The sequence below is a fragment of the Paenibacillus sp. GbtcB18 genome (assembly GCF_019091125.1).
Classification (GTDB): Bacteria; Bacillota; Bacilli; order Paenibacillales; family NBRC-103111; genus Paenibacillus_F; species Paenibacillus_F chitinolyticus.
This window is the reverse complement of record NZ_JAGXJX010000009.1, coordinates 62,119-76,388: the sequence shown is the minus strand read 5'-3', so window position 1 is coordinate 76,388 and position 14,270 is coordinate 62,119. Positions and strand designations below refer to the sequence as shown.

14 protein-coding genes are annotated in these 14,270 nt (G+C 56.1%); 10 read left to right on the top strand and 4 right to left on the bottom strand.

The window, feature by feature from the left end; translation table 11 throughout:
- Positions 1 to 203 precede the first annotated feature (203 nt).
- Positions 204 to 1,199: an ABC transporter substrate-binding protein gene (locus KVT34_RS23340; protein WP_217561608.1), complete on the bottom strand. Its 996-nt coding sequence runs from the start codon at positions 1,197 to 1,199 to the stop codon at positions 204 to 206.
- A 261-nt stretch (positions 1,200 to 1,460) separates the two neighbouring features.
- Here KVT34_RS23340 and KVT34_RS23335 point away from each other — a divergent pair, with 261 nt between their 5' ends.
- The 6 genes from KVT34_RS23335 to deoD all read left to right on the top strand — a co-directional run bounded on the left by KVT34_RS23335 (position 1,461) and on the right by deoD (position 6,980).
- A complete protein-coding gene (locus tag KVT34_RS23335) occupies positions 1,461 to 2,849 on the top strand; it encodes a phytase (RefSeq protein WP_217561606.1) in 1,389 nt (462 codons plus the stop codon).
- A gap of 253 nt (positions 2,850 to 3,102) precedes the next feature.
- The gene (locus tag KVT34_RS23330) at positions 3,103 to 3,876 is read left to right on the top strand and encodes an SDR family NAD(P)-dependent oxidoreductase (protein ID WP_217561604.1); all 774 of its coding nucleotides are present in this window, start codon (positions 3,103 to 3,105) and stop codon (positions 3,874 to 3,876) included.
- A gap of 25 nt (positions 3,877 to 3,901) precedes the next feature.
- Positions 3,902 to 4,957, top strand: coding sequence for an LLM class flavin-dependent oxidoreductase (locus KVT34_RS23325; RefSeq protein WP_217561602.1), 1,056 nt, complete (start codon positions 3,902 to 3,904; stop codon positions 4,955 to 4,957).
- Positions 4,958 to 5,126: 169 nt separating this feature from the next.
- Entirely contained in the window at positions 5,127 to 5,432 is a 306-nt protein-coding gene (locus KVT34_RS23320) for a hypothetical protein (RefSeq protein ID WP_217561600.1), read from the top strand.
- A 183-nt stretch (positions 5,433 to 5,615) separates the two neighbouring features.
- On the top strand, positions 5,616 to 6,161 hold the full coding sequence (gene msrA / locus KVT34_RS23315) for a peptide-methionine (S)-S-oxide reductase MsrA (protein ID WP_217561598.1): 546 nt from the start codon (positions 5,616 to 5,618) through the stop codon (positions 6,159 to 6,161).
- A gap of 108 nt (positions 6,162 to 6,269) precedes the next feature.
- A complete protein-coding gene (gene deoD, locus KVT34_RS23310; protein WP_217561596.1) occupies positions 6,270 to 6,980 on the top strand; it encodes a purine-nucleoside phosphorylase in 711 nt (236 codons plus the stop codon).
- 240 nt (positions 6,981 to 7,220) lie between these two features.
- On the opposite strand, the gene KVT34_RS23305 is transcribed toward deoD, so the two are convergent.
- Positions 7,221 to 7,727: a MarR family winged helix-turn-helix transcriptional regulator gene (locus KVT34_RS23305; RefSeq protein ID WP_217561594.1), complete on the bottom strand. Its 507-nt coding sequence runs from the start codon at positions 7,725 to 7,727 to the stop codon at positions 7,221 to 7,223.
- Between the two features lie 18 nt (positions 7,728 to 7,745).
- Positions 7,746 to 8,954: an MFS transporter gene (locus KVT34_RS23300; protein WP_217561592.1), complete on the bottom strand. Its 1,209-nt coding sequence runs from the start codon at positions 8,952 to 8,954 to the stop codon at positions 7,746 to 7,748.
- A gap of 520 nt (positions 8,955 to 9,474) precedes the next feature.
- Between KVT34_RS23300 and KVT34_RS23295 the strand changes: the two genes are divergently transcribed.
- The 3 genes from KVT34_RS23295 to map all read left to right on the top strand — a co-directional run bounded on the left by KVT34_RS23295 (position 9,475) and on the right by map (position 12,502).
- Positions 9,475 to 10,443 (top strand): TRM11 family SAM-dependent methyltransferase, encoded by a 969-nt coding sequence (locus KVT34_RS23295; protein WP_217561590.1) that lies wholly within the window; start codon positions 9,475 to 9,477, stop codon positions 10,441 to 10,443.
- A 488-nt stretch (positions 10,444 to 10,931) separates the two neighbouring features.
- Positions 10,932 to 11,729: a TetR/AcrR family transcriptional regulator gene (locus tag KVT34_RS23290; protein ID WP_217561588.1), complete on the top strand. Its 798-nt coding sequence runs from the start codon at positions 10,932 to 10,934 to the stop codon at positions 11,727 to 11,729.
- Between the two features lie 26 nt (positions 11,730 to 11,755).
- A complete protein-coding gene (map, locus tag KVT34_RS23285) occupies positions 11,756 to 12,502 on the top strand; it encodes a type I methionyl aminopeptidase (protein ID WP_217561586.1) in 747 nt (248 codons plus the stop codon).
- 309 nt (positions 12,503 to 12,811) lie between these two features.
- Here the strand turns inward: map and KVT34_RS23280 are convergent, their stop codons facing one another.
- Entirely contained in the window at positions 12,812 to 13,069 is a 258-nt protein-coding gene (locus tag KVT34_RS23280) for a glycine zipper domain-containing protein (protein ID WP_217561584.1), read from the bottom strand.
- Between the two features lie 372 nt (positions 13,070 to 13,441).
- On the opposite strand from KVT34_RS23280, the gene KVT34_RS23275 reads away from it, so the two are divergent.
- Complete coding sequence (locus KVT34_RS23275) at positions 13,442 to 14,269, top strand: TIM barrel protein (RefSeq protein ID WP_217561581.1); 828 nt, start codon at positions 13,442 to 13,444, stop codon at positions 14,267 to 14,269.
- The last annotated feature ends 1 nt before the right edge of the window (position 14,270 follow it).

The following is a 14,270-nucleotide window of genomic DNA, read 5'->3' as shown; positions in this document are numbered from 1 at the left end:
AATGTTAGGAAGCGGAAAGCAAGGGCGGCCGAGAATGCGGCAGTCTCCGGTTTCTCCCGCTTACCTAGGAGACAAAAAAACTCCCCCGTAAACGGGCCGTTTTAAGGCGGCGTTCGTATATAGGGGAGTTACTGGGCAACACCTTGCGGGTGGGGCATATAGATTTTACGGAAAAGCATTAAAAAGTTCGGACTTTATTTGGCCTACAGCTTATCCGCGTACTTCACCAAATCGTCCAGCATCAGGTTGGCGGCTTTAATCCCGCCTGAAGTGTTCCAAATGATTTCATCGATTTGGAAAGCTTTGTTGGTTTTGGCCGCGTTAAGATTTTTGTAGAGCGGGTCCGACATCCATTCCTGCTGGGTTTTCGTGCCGCCCTTGGAATCGTCATAGTCGGAATTGAAGTAGAAGAGGATATCCCCGTCCATATCGACCATACGCTCCTTCGTAATGACCTCCATGAAGGCGTTCTTATCTTGAGCCGCCGGCCGGGCGAAGCCCAGATCCTTAAGGATGACGCCGGAGAACGTATCGTTCTGATAAATACGGACGGCTCCCGGGAGGAAACGGACGATGGACACTTTGGATGATGTCTTGGAGCCGAATTTCGCTTTCACATCCGCCACATGCTTGTCGTAAGCGGCGAGAGCTTTTTCACCCTCGGTTTTTTTATTTAAGGCTTCGGCATACAGCTTGAAGTTTTCTTTCCACTGTCCGGTTAACGTTTCGGCAAAAACCGTCGGAGCGATCTTCTGCAGCTGGCCGTATATTTTCTCGTGCCGGACTTTGTTTCCGATAATGAGATCGGGCTTGAGAGTGACGATCAGTTCCAGGTTCGGCTGGACTTCCTCTCCCAGATCCGTGACGCCCTGCATCGCATCTTTGATGTGCGGGTACCACGTTTTGCCGACACCGGATTTAACGGCTCCGACAGGTTTGACGCCAAGCTCCAGAAGAGCCTCGGTTCCTTCGTTGGTCAGAATCACGACGCGCTGCGGAGTGCCTTTGATTTCGGTCTCTCCCATCACATGTTTCACTTTACGTGCGGTATCGGCTTCGGCTGGCGCCGGTGATGCCGTGTTCGGAGCCGTTGAAGCGGCCGGAGTCGTGCCTGGTTTGCCGCACCCGGATACAGCCAAGGCGAAAATCGTAAAAATTAAAAGAGCCAGTGCAGACAAGGACCGTTTAGGACGGTTCATTTCGTAGTTCCCCCTTAAGGAATATGTAGGAATAGAGAATGGGTTATTTATTTAAATTTGATTATGATTATCATTCTCATCCGTTATTAAATAGCATATTTCATTTGCTGTCAATACTTTCCTTGATAATTTCCGTTTGTTGCCGTTTATAAATGAAGCGGGTTTTAACAAAACTTTAATACCCTACGTGATTTCCCCTAATATTCCGTCTTCATAATGAAGATAGAAGCTTATTCGGGTAAAACCGGGAGGACCTTAACGATGAAACTGTTCAAAAGCTTTAGCGTACTGCTGATCGCCGCAAGTTTTTACAGTCAGGCTGCCTGGGCATCGGTCGAGGAAGGTTATGAACCGCTGAGGGATATGCTGGAGCAGGCAGGAGCCCGCGTGACGTGGAATCAAAGCACGCTGACGGCTGATTTTGCTCTGCAGAGCGGTCTGGAAGGTTCGGTCACGATCGGGAATGACGGGTATAAGCTAAACGGAACGGACGGAAAATTGAACGGACACGTGAAACTGATCGGGGATAAAACGTATGTGCCGCCAGGCTTTGTCGAGCTGGTTCTCAGCAAGCTGCGCAGCGGCGGCGGGGATCAGACGGCTGTCGGAGAGGCGCTCGCCCGGGTAACGGCGGACGATGAGACGGAAGCGGTCGACACAGGGGAAGATGCGGCCGATGATCCTGCCATCTGGGTGCATCCGGATGATCCGGCCAAGAGCAAGCTGCTCGCGACCAACAAGGGCGGCGGAATTCTGGTCTATAACCTGGACGGCCAGCAGGTCCAGTCCTATAAGCTGGGCAAAATGAACAACATCGACGTGCGCTACGGGTACGAGCTTAACGGTAAGAGGATGGATATCGCGGCGGCGACGAACCGGACGAATAATACGGTCGACGTGTTCTCCATCCACCCGGAAACGGGGGCCCTGACCAATATTGCGGCCAAGCCGATTAAGTCGGACATGGGCGAGGTGTATGGTTTCAGCCTTTATCACAGCCTTAAAACCGGCAAGTACTACGCGCTTGTACTCGGCAAAGAAGGGGAGTTCGAACAGATCGAACTGATCCCCGGATCGGCCGGTGTGGAAGGCAAGCTTGTACGCCACTTCAAACTGGCGTCCCAAGCGGAAGGAATTGTCGCGGACGACGAGTACGGAACGATCTACATTGCGGAAGAGGACGCGGCCATATGGAAGATCGGCGCCGAGCCGGACAGCGGCCTGAAGCCTTACGCCAAGGTGGATGAGGCGGGCAAAGGGCATTTAACCGCGGATATCGAAGGGTTAGCGCTTTATTACGGGGCGGACGGCAAAGGCTACCTGATGGCTTCCAGCCAGGGAAGCAGCACCTACGCGGTTTACAACCGCCAGGGGACAAACCGGTACTTGGGCAGCTTCGCCGTCAAGGACGGTCTGATCGACGGGACAACGGGGACGGATGGAATCGATGTGGTCGGATTCGGCCTGGGACCGGCCTATCCTAACGGGATTTTCGTGGCGCAGGACGATGAAAATACGGATAACGGAAAGAAACGCAATCAGAACTTCAAAATCGTGTCGTGGGACAAACTGGCGAAGTCGTTCCACGCCCCTCTTCGTATCGACAACGACGTCGATCCCCGCAAGCTCAGCTCGCGTAAAGAGGGCTAACGTTTCAGGCAGACAGGTTCGGAAGGCTCAGACAAGCATGGGCCGACCGGAGCTGTCTGTTTTTTTCGGCCCGCATAGTCCATCCCTCGGATCATCCTGACTTTCTCCCGCTTCTCCGTCCGGTTTCAACCCCCTGATTTTGAAAAGGCGGCCTTTGCTTTCTGGCGGTTAATCTTTTATCATGAAAACTAATTTAGTTTACTGTTCTGTTCCCGTATGCGCGGGTGCGGTTATATAAAAGGAGTGGATAGGAATGTATTTGCCGTCTTTTCAACTGGAAGGTAAAACGGCTCTGGTGACCGGAGCGGGGAGAGGCATCGGCAGAGCACTGGCTATCGGTCTTGCGGAAGCGGGAGCGGATGTCGTGCTTCTTTCGCGGACGCAGAGCGATCTGGACGCCGTAGCGGCGGAAATTGCCGAAGTGACCGGGCGCAAAGCTTATGCGATTGCGGCGGATGCGGGAACGCGCGAAGGCGTGACGGAGGCCGTCGGCCGAGCCGTACGCGAAGCGGGACGCCTCGATATTCTCGTCAATAACGCGGGCATGAACATCCGTACACCTGCGCTCGAAGTAACGGATGAGGAGTGGGACGCGATCGTGCAGACGAATCTCAAGTCGGCTTTTCTGATGTCGCAGACGGTCGGACGCCACATGAAAGAGCACGGGGGAGGACGGATCGTGAATGTCGCCTCCGTTGCGGGCCATATGGCGCTGCGCACGGGAGTCGTATACGGCTCGACCAAGGCGGCACTCATTCAAATGACGAAGATCCTGGCGCTGGAGTGGGCGAAATATGGCATCCTGGTCAACGCCATCGGCCCCTGGTATTTTCCGACGCCGCTTACGGAGAAGCTGCTGGCCGACGAGTCCTTCGTGGCCGAAGTGACGGGCCGCACGCCGCTGAAGCGGGTGGGCCGGCTGGAGGAGCTGGTCGGACCGGTCGTGTTCCTCTCGTCGGATGCGGCGAGCTATGTGACGGGACAGACGCTTTATGTGGACGGCGGTATGACCATTTATGGATTCTGACGACAGACGCGAAGGAGGAAGACCGATGAAACCGTTGCCGCTGCGTCTCAGCGTGCTGGATCTCGTACCGGTCATGCAAAAAGCGGATTCCCATACGGCGCTGGGACAAGCCGTCACGCTGGCGCGGACAGCCGAGAAGCTCGGCTATACGCGCTACTGGGTGTCCGAGCACCACGACATGAAGCAGCTCGCCTCCGCGTGCCCGGAAGTGCTCCTGGCCCATATCGGGGCCCATACGGAGCATATCCGGATCGGATCGGGCGCCGTTCTGCTGCCGCATTACCAGCCGGTTAAAGTCGCGGAGGCGTTTCATCTCTTGGCGACGCTGCACCCCGGGCGCATCGACCTGGGCATCGGACGGGCTCCCGGCGGTTCCGCGCATGTCACGCTTGCCCTGAGCGGCAATTTCCTGGAGAATGTGCGGAAGATGCCGGACAAAATCCGCGATCTGACCGCGCTGATCGAAGGCGAATTTACCGTGGAAGGGGAGCGGGTCACGGCTCGCCCGGTTCCGCCCGATTCGCCGGAGCTGTGGCTGCTCGGCACGAACGCCAAAAGCGCCGCTTACGCGGCCGAATACGGCACCGGCTACGTATTCGGCCGGTTTATGAGCGACAACGACGGCGCCGCCGTGCTCGGAGAGTACCGCAGCGCTTTCCGGCCTTCCCGCCTGCTGGCGGAGCCGAAAGCCATCGTCGCCGTCGGAGCGGTCTGCGCCGAGACGGAGGAGCGGGCCCGCGAGCTGGCCGCCGAGGGAGCGGGCTGGCTTCGCTCCGCGATTCCGGCCGCGGAGGAGGCTGCCGGCAGCGAAGCCGCGCAGGCGCAGGGCCGGCATCGGCCGCAGGGTGCGCCCTCGGCGGCGGATGAGGCGGCCGGAGGCAGGCAGCCGGAGAACGCGGACGCGCAAGGCAGGCGCACGCTGATCGGCACGGCCGGCCAGATCAAGGAGCAGCTGCACGAGCTGCAGAAACTATACGGCGCGGACGAGTTCCTCATCGTGACCCAAGTGGCGGATTACGCGCAGCGTCTGAAATCTTACGAGCTGCTCGCATCCGGCATCATCGGTGCGGGGCGGCGGTAACGATGAGACACCGCCCCGGCTAATTTCGACTCCGCGCGGTGGATATTTTTCACGCGATATTAGCAAGAAACCTCCGCTCTATCCCGCGGACGATTCTTCCTGTACAATATAAACCAGCGCATGCCGACAAGCCATTTTAAAGCAAAATCTAATTTAAGCAGGTGACATAATGGGTGAAATGGACGGACAAACGATTCAGGTACTGAACGCGAGCATGATTCACGATGCGGAGAACGGATATATCGGCAAAGTGGAATTTAAACTGGCGGAAGGCAAGACCGCTTACGAGGTGGCCCTTTTCAGCAAAAAGGGAACGGAATGGATGTACAGCTTGAACTTCACCGCCGCATCCGGCACGGAAGAAGAGATTGTCGCCATCGAGCAGCAGCTTGAGGAAGACGACGATCTGTTTGATTTTCTCGTGAACACGGCGCTTAGTCGTATGGAAGGGGACTCTTCCGGGGACGTGGAGTAGTAGTAGTCTCCTCCATGCAGGACGAGTTTCCGCCGCGTTTCCAAGCGATGCCCGCAATTCCGGTTGCGGGTATTTTCTGCTGGGCGAATTCGTGGTGAAACTTGCCATCGCGGCGGGAGCCGTGCTATTTTAAGGCCATGCGGCACGTTTTTTTAACCTGGACGTTTAGGGAGGGCGACATATATGACAGAGACCGAAAAACAGGCGGCCGCTTACGAGCTGGCTACCTTTGCGGGAGGCTGCTTCTGGTGCATGGTGACTCCGTTTGAGGAACTGCCGGGCATTCACGGCATCGTATCGGGGTATACGGGCGGCAGCGAGGTGAATCCGACCTACGAGCAGGTGAAGGCGGGAGAGACCGGTCATGCGGAAGCGGTGCAAATCCGGTTCGATCCTGACGTTTTTCCTTATGAAAAGCTGCTGGAGCTGTTCTGGCAGCAGGTCGACCCGACGGATGCTTTCGGGCAGTTTCAGGACCGGGGACTTTCGTACCGGGCGGCTATTTTTACCCACACGGAAAAACAGAGGGAGCTTGCGGAGCAGTCCAAGCGGGAGCTGGCGCAAAGCGGCCGTTTCGATAAGCCGATCGTGACAGAGATTGTTCCGGCGGGGCCGTTTTATGAGGCGGAGGAGTATCACCAGAATTATCACCGCAAAAATCCGAAGCATTACAAAGAAGACCGCGCCCAATCCGGGCGGGACGAATTTATCGGCAGCCACTGGAAATAAAATCGGCGGCATGCGGTAAAAAACGAGGCCGGAAGCCGGTTTGGCGAACATGCCCGGTTCCGGCCGGATAATCGACAAATGCGGAATTTTGAGAGGAGCTTATGAATCATGAGTGTACATATCGGAGCGAAGGAAAACGAAATCGCGGAACGTATTTTGCTGCCGGGAGACCCGCTGCGGGCGAAGTTTATCGCCGAGAATTTCCTGGAGGATGCCGTCTGCTATAACGAAGTGCGCGGGATGTACGGATTTACCGGAACCTATAAAGGCCAGCGCGTATCGGTTCAAGGGACGGGCATGGGCGTGCCGACCATTTCGATCTACGCGCACGAGCTGCTGGAAAGCTACGGCGTGAAGACGCTGGTGCGTGTCGGTACATGCGGAGCCTTCCATGAGGACGTGAAGGTGCGCGATCTCGTGCTCGCGATGACTTCTCACACGGACTCCGCGGTTAACCGCATCCGCTTCAACGGGCTGGACTTTGCCCCGGCCGCCGATTTCGGGCTGCTGAAGAGCGCCTATGAAGCCGCCGAATCCGCAGGCATGCCTGTGCATGTGGGCAGCGTCTTCACCAGCGACTCGTTCTACCGCGACGATGAGGGCGCGACAGCGGCCCTGCTGACGAAGTACGGCACTTTGGCCGTGGAAATGGAGACCACCGCGCTGTATACGCTGGCCGCCAAGCACAAGGCCCGGGCGCTGTCCATTCTTACCGTCAGCGATCACCTCGTGACCGGTGAGGAAACGACGGCGGAAGAGCGCCAGACGACGTTCCGCCAGATGATCGAAGTCGCGCTCGATACAGTGATCCAGTATTAAGGGGAAGTATTCAACTAACTTGCCTGCTAGTCCAATAAAGACGCTCCCGCGATTTCGCTTGGGCTGCGCCTTTCTCCCCTGTTCCGAAAGGAACAGGCTGAATCCCTGACCCGGCGTCAGGGATTTTTTTGTTGCGGCAAGAAACGGAAAGACCGTCTGCTGCCTGCCGCATGTCTTAGCAAGGCGTGTCTTTTAAGCAGGAGCCGAGTGCTTAAACAACACTGAGCGGTATAAATTTTTTTATAGAGGTTCTTCATTCAACCGGGTAAGATCGTCCAGAAACCTTACGATGACGGAAAGCTCTTCGCCCGAATAAGTACCGTACAGCCCGAAATGCTTCTTTTCCAGCAGCCGGTGAAGCTTATCGTGCACCTGCGCGATTTGTTCCCCCCGGGGAGTAACGAGATAATGAATTTCCCGCTTGCTTCCGTACCGGGGAGCTTCTGCCGCCAGTCCCGCCTGAATCAGTTTGGCCACGGCTTTGGAGACGCCTCCTTTGGTCACGCCGATGCGGTTCGCGATTTGGGTGACGTTTGCGTTCTTCCCGCCGGCTATCTCATGGAGCACGTGCATTTGCGTCAAGGTAAGCTGGCTCAGGTCCGTATCTGGCCCTGCGCCTTCTGTCCGCATATCTCCGATCATGTCGAGCGCCTTCTGTTTTTTCAGCTCCGCCGCCTTATCTCTGGAATGCAGATACTGGAGAAGCTTGGCTTGTAAAAGTTCGTATGCGGCTTTGCCTTCGTTCACTTGGCGTGCCCCCTGTCTTTAAGTGGAACGGACCGGTTTTCCGGTTCTTTCCCATTTTAACAGGACAAATACGGCTGTGGCAAAGGCGCATCCGAGCAGTCCGAACAGCGCGACAGGATGAATATACGTCTGTAAATAGGTGAAAACGACCGGTCCCGCAGCCATTCCCGCATAGCGGATAAAGTTATATAGACCGAGAACCGTGCCCCGAATGGAGGGGAATTCCCCGGTGAGCAGTGTCGTATGGACCGGTAGGGTGAACCCGGAGGAAATCCCGTACAGAACAAGCACTGCGGATAGTCCCGTCAAGGATACCATACCGGTTAGGGCGAACAGTACGACAAATCCGGAAATGAACAGACTGCCCCGGAAAAGAAGCGTCGTCATACCGATGCGGTGCTGAATTTTTTTGAACAGCCAGCTTCCCCCAATGGTGCTGACCGCCAAGGGAAGATAAAGCAGCCCGACCCGTTCGAGGCTGAGTCCGTAATGATCGGTGAGCAGAACCGGAAGATACACAAGCAGGGCGAAATAGATGAAGAAGTGCAGGAATCCGGTGAGCATAACGGTTAAGCCGGTTTTGCCGCCGAATATCGTCCGGTAAGCGGCGCGAGTCGAAAAGGGCTTCGTTTCGGCGGACGGAACTTCCTTTTCACCGCGGCTTGAAGGAAAATAACGGACATGAACAAGCAGCAAAAGGACCGCGATCCCCGTCAAAAACCAGAAAATGCCCGTATAACCGGCCCGGCTTCCGATAAGACCTCCGAGTACGGGAGCGAGAGCCGGTGCGAAGGACAGCAGGGTCTGATACGTACCCATCGCCCTGCCGCGGTCATGGCCCGAAAACAGGCGGCCGATGGTCATCGCCGCTATAAGCGGGACGGCTGCCGTGCCCAGTGCCTGCAGCGCCCGGAAAAGCAGGAAGCCGTCGAAGCGGGCCGCAAGCGAGCAGCCGGCCGATCCGATCACCGTCAGGAAGAGGCCGGGCAGCAAAATTTTGCGCGCTCCGACAGAATCGATCAAGGGGCCGAGCAGAAGCTGCATCACCGCTAAAATCAGCATGAAAAGGGAGACTGACGCATTAACCCAGGCAAGGGATACGTGGAAGGAATCCCTCAGCAGCGGCAGAATGGGGGAATAAATATTTTGCGTTAGCGAAGCCAGAAAAGCACTGATAGAGAGCAAATACAGGAGAAAATTAGTTTGTTTGCTATTGACGTCGGGCATAAAAGATACCTCCTGAATTATTGTTTCCGGGAAATTGTTTCCTGGAAACGATTAAATCATTTTGTTTGTGAAAAGTCAACTTCCTAACGGGACGGTGCTGACACGGAAGCTTTGAAGGCTGTTTTTTAAGTGGAGAGCCCGTTGTTAACCCGTTCGAGGCGGCTTTGGCGAAGGACGAAGGCACTGAAGAAGAAGCGCCGGGGCTCATGCGGGAAGCGAAAAATATTCAACCGGCGACTTGACCGGCTGGCTGAGCTGTATCACGACCTACCTGGAGTATGACGCCAGATACGATACGGCTTATTATCGCGACTGGAAGCTGGACGGCCCGTGATATCGGCACGTACGGAGTCATTTCCTACGTTCTGCCGAGTCATGCGAGGGTCGAGCTGAACCGGGCACGACGGGGCGGAAGCATTCAAGCAAAGCGGAAGGGAAACAGGGAGCCTTGTAGACGCAGACCCGGGTATCCGTTAGAATACGGGGATACGAGTCAAACCGCAGCAAGGAAGGGATTTCGATGAATTCATCCGCAGACGGCCGCTCTGTGCCGTCTTTCGTATACAGTTTTGCCTGCCACGAGGACGAAAAGGAGCTCTGCATGCTGGAGCTGCGCACTCTGCTGGGCGTCCGGCCGCAGGACGGCTGGGCCGAGAGCCCGCTGGAGCTGGACTCGAGCCGGAGCCCGTTTATCCGGCACCGGCTGGAGGTCCGGCTCCAAGCGGCCAGCCTGGACGAGCTGGCCGAACGGGCCAAAACGCTCGATTTGAACGGAGACACGTTCAAGTTGCTCTACGTGGAGGCCGAAGGTAAGGCCTCCTACGATGAGCGGCGCGCCATCGAGCGCCGGATCGGCCGGCATGTCCGGGGCAAAGCGGACATGAAGCAGCCCCGGCACCTGCTCGGCGCCGCTTACGCCGGCGGCCGCTGGGTGCTGGGCCCGTGCCGCCGGAGCGAAGCGGTCTGGCTGGCGCACAACAGCAAGCCGCGGCAGTACTCCACGGCGCTGAGCACGCGCGTGGCCCGCGCCGCGGTCAACATCGCGGTGCCGGACCCGGCCGGCATCCGCGCGGTCGATCCGTGCTGCGGCATCGGCACGGTGCTGGTGGAGGCCCTGTCGATGGGCATCGACATCGTCGGCCGCGACCTCAACCCGCTTGCCGTCCGCGGCGCGCGGGAGAATCTCGCCCACTTCGGGTATCCCGATGTGGTGAAGATCTGCGACATCCGTGATCTGGATGGCGCTTATGATGCGCTGCTTCTCGACATGCCGTACAATCTGTGCTCGGTTCTGAGCACAGAGGAGCAGCTCGAGATGCTGCGAAGCGCCCGCAGGCTGTCTCCGCGGGCGGTCGTCATCTCGGCGGAGCCGGTCGACGACGCTCTGGAGCGGGCGGGCTTCGCCGTGAAGGACCGCTGCGTCGTCCGCAAAGGGAGCTTCGAGCGGCAGATTATCTTGTGCGATCGGGGGGAGAACGGGGCGGAATAGGACGGCGCCGGGGGAGAGGGATGCAGCTAAAAAGGTACTGTCAATATGTTTTGACAGCAAAAAAGATCCCCCCCAAATGCGCGAACATCTAAGGACCCGGGCACACTACGTCCGCATACGCACAACAACGTTCGCATAAAGAGCGGCCGGCTTCGCTAAAAATCTAAACCGCCACAATAAAAAGTGATAGATCCTGCCTCGGCGGAGGGTCTATCACTTTTTATTTACATCGAGATAACATCAATTAGGCCCAAAATACGGCTAGCAGAAAGCTGCTGAAATAACGTGCTCAAGCCCAGCCCGGGGATTAACGGGACCGTTAGCGCAGCCATGTTCCAAACAGGTCGTTCGTTTGAGGCTCACCCGTTGGTTAAGCACCTATTTTCAGTTTGAGCGGGAATTTCTCCAGCGTATCCCTTGTTATTCACAAGCCGATGTTTTATATTGACATAATAGTAGGTCAAAAACAAAAGAGGTGAACGGACGAGATGACCCCACGCACGAAGGAACAAAACGAAGTGATCCGGCTGAGGCGTCTGGCGCAAATCCGGAAAGCCGCTGCCGATGTGTTTTTGAATAAAGGGCCGTTACTGGAGATCCGCGATGTGGCCGCGCAGGCGGGACTCGGCTATGGCACTGTGTACCATTATTACAGCAATAAGGGCGATTTGCTCCACGATCTGCTGTGGGACGCGTTGGAGCGGGCTGGGGGATGGCTTGAGGCCCCGCTTGAGGCCGTGCCGAAGGTTCCGCCGATGGTCCCGTTGGAGGCTCAACTGAAGCCCCCGTTGAAGGTCCCGCGCGCATCGGCTTTAGGGAAGGCGCCGGCCGGCGGGAATCTCGGCTTGGCTGCCGATGCGGACACCGGTAACTCGGTTGGCGCGGATTCCCGAAGCGGAAGCCGCGAAACGGCCGCTGCCGCAGAGCTGGGCCCCGTCGCCGCCGCCGGCGTCCGGCTGCTGCAGTTTTGGGCGGAGGACCCCGCCCTGTACCTGCTGCATAAGCAGGCCGGTGAAGGCTTTGCCTCGCTGCCTGAAGCGCGCTCGGCCCCGCTTTCGGCCGCCTTTCGCCGGGAGGTGCTCTCGCCGCTTGCCGCACTGCTGGAAACCGGACGTGCGGCGACGGACGGGGCTTCCGCTTCCGGCGAAAACGCGGCGGAACCGCCGGACCGGCTGCAGCGTGCGGAAATGCTGCTGGCCGCCTTGGTCGGCTGCGCCTCGCTTTCGCTTCGCCGCGGAAAGCTTTACGAGGAGGCCGGGGATATCGCCCGGTTTTTAAAATTATAGAATGAATAAGGAGCGAATAAACCAAGATGATCATTTTAAAATCACCTAGGGAAATCGAAGAGATGAAACCGGCGAGCCAAATCATTGCGGACTGCTACCGCGAGGTGGCCAAACTGATCGAACCTGGGATCACCACCCTGGAAATCAACGACTTTGTTGCCAGACACATCACCAAGCTGGGCGGCAAGCAGTTTACGAAAGGGTACAACGGTTTCCCCGCCGAAACCTGCACTTCGGTCAACGATGTGGTGGCCCACGGCATTCCTTCGAATCGGGCGCTTATGGACGGCGACTTGCTGAAGCTTGACATTGTCGTGGAATACGGGGGATGGTTCGGCGATTCGTGCCATTCCTTTGCGGTGGGCAATATCCGGCCGGAGGCGCAAAAATTAATGAAGGTGGCCAAGGAATGCTTGGATCTGGGGATTGCCCGGGCGATCCCCGGGGGCCGGCTCGGAGACATAACGTCGGCGATTCAACAGCATGCGGAAGCGAACGGGTATTCGCTCGTACGCGATCTGCTGGCGCACGGGATCGGGCGGAGCCTGCACGAGGAGCCGAGCTACGAGCATATCGGCGTAGCCGGCAAAGGCATTCGGTTAAAGGAAGGCATGGTGTTTACGATTGAACCGATGCTCAACGAAGGTACGTATCGTATCACGATCGACGACGATCAGTGGACGGCGAGAACGGCCGACGGCAAGTTGTCGGCGCAATATGAGCATACGATCGCAATCACGTCGGACGGACCGCTGATTTTAACGGCCCTGTAAAGAACAGAGGCAAACGGACGGGAATGCGTCATTTTAGGAAACAAGCCGCCAACCCGGCCTGCTTGGCCCGACGAAAGTTCGTAATCCGAAACGACGATAAAGCGTCGGACCCAGCCTGGGACCAAGGCGCTTTTTTATATGGAATGTAACTTTACCGATTTACGAAAACCGCGTTGCTATGCGCTTTATTCGCTGAAGCATTTCACGATCCGTATCCTCTATGGGATAGAGACTTTGGGTAGAAAAAGGTGCAAAGTCAAGAAGGAGAACAGGGAATCCCTGTTCTCCTTCTTTGTTCTGGCACGGAGGTTATTCCTGGCCCGAGGATGATCTGTTGCTCTCTCCATGGCCCGTCTGCTTATCATTGTTGCCCATTCCTTCACCGGCTTTGTTGCCTAATGCAGCGCCCGCAACCCCGCCTGCCAATGTACCCACCGGACCTAGAAAGGAGCCTACGGCAGCGCCTGCCGCAGCACCGCCTACGGTTCCCACGGCTTCACCAGTATCAATACCATTTTTGCCAGCATGATCACGGTGCTGTTGCTGTTTATTGTTATGCTCGGACATGTTGTTTCCCTCCTTGTACGTGGTATGGAAGCGCAGCTGTTTGGATCAGCGCCGGTTCCGAACTTAGTGTACCCATCCTTGAGCAAAGACATTTCTTGATTTCTGTTACGGTTTGCCTTAATCAGATGAACGGGTCAAGGTTCATTGACTTAAGCTAAGTTTTATCCCGAAAAAAAGCAGGCAGAGCGACAGCACCGACAAGCTTGCTTTTTTGTTTTTGTTGAGCGGAGCTGTAAGGCAGGTCGTACTTTTAAGACGCCAAACAAGAATTTCTGACCTTTTAAAAAAAGGCATTGAAATATATGTAATCATTAGTTATAATACAAAACATAACAAATAATAAAACGCTTTCATTTGAGAGAGGGTGAAGCAGTGAACCTAGCCGGAATGAACATTACGTACAAGCATTTTCCCTTCGAGCACTTCCTGGATTCCATGTCGGAGCTCGGCATCGGTCATATCGAATTGTGGGCGGGTGAGCCTCATTTGTATGTCTACCGTAATGTCCTCGGTAACTTAAGGCAGATCAGGCGGCAGCTGAAGGCAAGAGATATCCAGGTTGTCTGTTACACGCCGGAGCAGTGCGTTTATCCGTTCAACATCGCGGCCTCAGACGCACATTTGCGGCAGAAGAGTGTCGAATATTTCATCGAAAATCTGTACGCCGCGCTGGAGCTGGGGACCGATATGATGCTTATGACTTCGGGAATCGGGGACTTCTCGGTATCCCGGGAGGAATCGTGGAAATATGCAACCGATTCGATCTACCGGGTATCGCGGGTGGCTGAGAAGGAGGGGGTGACGCTTGCGCTGGAGCCTCTGACCCGGTTCGAATCGAACCTTCTGATCGACGTGGAGGGAATTCTGAGGGTGATGAAGGACGTCAATTCCCCTTCGTTAAAAGGAATGATCGATACCGTAGCGATGCAGCTTGCAGGAGAGACGCCTGAGGATTACTTTACGAAACTTCCTGAACTCTGCCATTTCCATCTGATTGATGGAGACGGTTCGTCCGATGCGCATCTGGCTTTAGATGACGGAGTGCTAAATTGGAGAGAATATATAACAGCCCTTCAAAACCGCGGTTATAAAGGAGCTTGCACCTTAGAGATTATGGGATCCGGTTATTACCAGAGTCCGCATGAGGCACTTAAGAAATCAATCAGGAAAATAAGGGATTTGGAAGTCTTATCATCTTGAT

Bases quoted from the DNA above. Each gene is read 5' to 3' on its own strand.
- KVT34_RS23340 (WP_217561608.1), bottom strand. From the start codon at position 1,199: ATGAACCGTCCTAAACGGTCCTTGTCTGCACTGGCTCTTTTAATTTTT.
- KVT34_RS23335 (WP_217561606.1), top strand. From the start codon at position 1,461: ATGAAACTGTTCAAAAGCTTTAGCGTACTGCTGATCGCCGCAAGTTTT.
- KVT34_RS23330 (WP_217561604.1), top strand. From the start codon at position 3,103: ATGTATTTGCCGTCTTTTCAACTGGAAGGTAAAACGGCTCTGGTGACC.
- KVT34_RS23325 (WP_217561602.1), top strand. From the start codon at position 3,902: ATGAAACCGTTGCCGCTGCGTCTCAGCGTGCTGGATCTCGTACCGGTC.
- KVT34_RS23320 (WP_217561600.1), top strand. From the start codon at position 5,127: ATGGGTGAAATGGACGGACAAACGATTCAGGTACTGAACGCGAGCATG.
- msrA (WP_217561598.1), top strand. From the start codon at position 5,616: ATGACAGAGACCGAAAAACAGGCGGCCGCTTACGAGCTGGCTACCTTT.
- deoD (WP_217561596.1), top strand. From the start codon at position 6,270: ATGAGTGTACATATCGGAGCGAAGGAAAACGAAATCGCGGAACGTATT.
- KVT34_RS23300 (WP_217561592.1), bottom strand. From the start codon at position 8,954: ATGCCCGACGTCAATAGCAAACAAACTAATTTTCTCCTGTATTTGCTC.
- KVT34_RS23295 (WP_217561590.1), top strand. From the start codon at position 9,475: ATGAATTCATCCGCAGACGGCCGCTCTGTGCCGTCTTTCGTATACAGT.
- KVT34_RS23290 (WP_217561588.1), top strand. From the start codon at position 10,932: ATGACCCCACGCACGAAGGAACAAAACGAAGTGATCCGGCTGAGGCGT.
- map (WP_217561586.1), top strand. From the start codon at position 11,756: ATGATCATTTTAAAATCACCTAGGGAAATCGAAGAGATGAAACCGGCG.
- KVT34_RS23280 (WP_217561584.1), bottom strand. From the start codon at position 13,069: ATGTCCGAGCATAACAATAAACAGCAACAGCACCGTGATCATGCTGGC.